Below are 2,625 nucleotides of genomic sequence, written 5' to 3' on the forward strand. Positions count from 1 at the left end.
ATGATTCCCATCCCAGGAGGTATGCCCGTCCACCTGATTCCCATGCCAGCAACCGTCGCCATAACCTACGGCAACAGGTGCATCATTGCCTTCACAGGCATCCCACTGGAAGTTGCGCGGCAATGACCCGCAGGACCAGTGACGATGATTTCCGCTGTCTCCGACTGTATGGCCATGAGCCGGAGTTTCTGGAATCGTAAGGTTGTGCTTCTCCTCACCCAGCTTGTCCCCGGCCTTGTACATGGTTCCGCTGTCTGCCGTACCGGCACCAATCAGGCAGCGGCCCATGGCAAAGGCCACCCAGGTCGTACCCGGCCAGTACGTTGCCGGATTCTTCCCGTCTGCGGAAATATAGATGGCATTGACAGGGAACGGACAGGCCTGAATCTTAGCCACGGCTTCCTCGTCCATATCGGCGTAGGTGACCTTGCCCCAGCTGCCATTGCTGTGCAGGACGGTATTCAGCTTCCCGGCTGAAGGTGACGGGACCATGCCGCTCTGGCCTGCCGTCTTTTCGCCGCAACCGCTGAAATCTGGCAGGGTGATATCCTTCGTGCCATCAAAGACAACCCGGTGAATCTTCCGCCCCGTCTGCAGCTTCGACGCACTGGCCGCATTGCCGCTGATGCCGCTGGCATGGGCCTTGGCATCGGTCAGATGGGCATTGATGTCGGCTGCCGTAGCGGAAATCCGCTCATAGAGCCGGGCATCATTGCTGACCAGCTGGGACACAGTCTTGTTCTGCTGGTTGAAGACGACCGGGTCTTCTGAAAGATATTGAGGGAAAAGCACGTCATAATCCAGCGTATTCTCCACAGCTTCTGTGGGCCGGACTTCCTGTCCGGCACGGTCCGGGAAGTCGGCAGACCATTTCTCTTTGCTGTAATCATCCATTTGTCATCACTCCTTTCTTGGATACGATGGTCGCCGTCGAGAAGGTAGCTTCCCCGTTCCAGTGAATCTTGCCATTCCAGGAATAACCCAGGTAGATGGCGTATCCCAGATGGGCCGGCTTGTAGATGTTGAGCTGCGTGATGAGCTTCTGCAAGGTCGTGGTATCTTTGTCGTTCATGATGCAGTACACCTTGAAGTAATACTCCTCATTGACTTCCTCGATATGGCCGGCACTGTAGAGATTAATGATGGAGTTCATGAAATCTTTCGTAGACACATCCACGTGCTGCAGCTTGAAAAGGATCCGCTGCCTGCGGAATTCGTCGCTATCTCCGTCACCGGGCTTGATGCCCAGGAACGATTCATAAAGCGGCAGCGCCCAGGTGGCGGTGTTCACGAAGAAGTTGTCCGCCAGGTCCTGCAGAGCCAGGCGCAGACGGTCATGCTCCTCATTGCAGGTTTCTGCCGCGCAGTGGAACATCGGGTCTTTGGATAAGAAATTCGGCAAATACTTCAGGATATCCATCCGGCTCTGCCGCATCCAGTCATTGGCTGACAAGGTTCAGCACCACCTTCCCTGCCACGGGGATCTGCTCGTTCGTCAGTTCCACGTTGGCCGCTTTTCCATTAAGCTTCAAATCCTTATAATCCGTAATGCCACTGATGGAAAGGAGGAGTTTCCCCATCTGGGCCAGGCTGACATAAGAAAGCGTGAAGCCCGTCTGCTTGAGATAGGCTGTCATGGCTGCCTTTACGGCATCGGGGCTGGCTGTGCCATAGACATCTGCCGTCAAATCAATGGATAATGGCGCCGGCGAAACGACGGTCACGGTCGCACCGATAGGCCGCTGGCTTTCGATGTAGTCATAGACCTCCTGGATCAGTTCAGCCGATGCCGATTCATTCTCTGCCGTGACGATGATGACCTTCACCGTGCCATTGCCCTGCCAGAGCGGGATGACTTTGCAGTTCCCGACGCCATCGACAGACATGGCCCAGTCACGATAATGATTCGCATTGCCCGAGGTGATAGGCTGGCGCACCCGGAATAGGAGCCGGGCAAGGAGTGCGTCGTCCGTTTCTTCATCCGCCCCATCGGTGCATTTCTTATGGTTAACGACTGCCGAGATATTCGGGATGGAATAGGGGATTTCTGTAATCGTTCCTTCGGCCACATTGCCACTCGCCCCGGCATCGGCAGCTTCCACGGGAATCGTAACCTCAGCGGCATCGGCAGGAATGGTGGCCGACTCCAGGGTATAAAATCGCTGGCCGTCTTTTGTCTGGAAGAGACTGCTGCGAATGATGTAGGCTCCTGCCATCCCCGTCACCGTAACTTCTCCTTTGGCCTTGACGGCTTTCTTGCGATCGACGCCAAATTCCGCTGCCCGCAGCGTCAGGTAGTCGCCCCAGGACGTTTCGGCAAAGGCCGCGTCGCGCAACATGGCCATCTCGGCATAGCTGCTCTCAAATTCCACAGCATTGGCGTCGATCAGGTCGCGGGCAAAGGTACCTTCCATGGTACTTTGCTCTTTTTCCGTGATGGTGTGCAGGGTCTGGGCCATGCGGCTCTCAATCACATCTTTGGTCTGTGCATCAAATAAATTGCTCATGCCTCGCTCCTTCCTGCCGTCACGGTCAATGATTCGTCACTGTAAATGGAAGTGACGTCAACCGTAATGGCCAAATCATCCCGTTCCCGCTTCTCCACCTCGATATGGTTAATGCGGG

At 55.6% G+C, this 2,625-nt stretch carries 3 protein-coding genes; all 3 read right to left on the bottom strand.

Annotation, left to right across the window (positions count from 1 at the left end; all coding sequences use genetic code 11):
* Positions 1-894 (bottom strand): phage baseplate protein (locus ACR0QW_RS10875; protein ID WP_432643650.1); only part of this gene is annotated, 894 nt, incomplete at its 3' end.
* A complete protein-coding gene (locus tag ACR0QW_RS10880; RefSeq protein ID WP_432643651.1) occupies positions 887-1,453 on the bottom strand; it encodes a putative phage tail protein in 567 nt (188 codons plus the stop codon). The genes ACR0QW_RS10875 and ACR0QW_RS10880, both read right to left, overlap by 8 nt.
* On the bottom strand, positions 1,440-2,507 hold the full coding sequence (locus ACR0QW_RS10885; RefSeq protein WP_075581372.1) for a baseplate J/gp47 family protein: 1,068 nt from the start codon (positions 2,505-2,507) through the stop codon (positions 1,440-1,442). Before ACR0QW_RS10885 ends, ACR0QW_RS10880 begins: the two co-directional genes overlap by 14 nt.
* Positions 2,508-2,625: the final 118 nt, after the last annotated feature.

The sequence above is a fragment of the Acidaminococcus sp. genome, from assembly GCF_050873445.1.
GTDB lineage: Bacteria > Bacillota > Negativicutes > Acidaminococcales > Acidaminococcaceae > Acidaminococcus.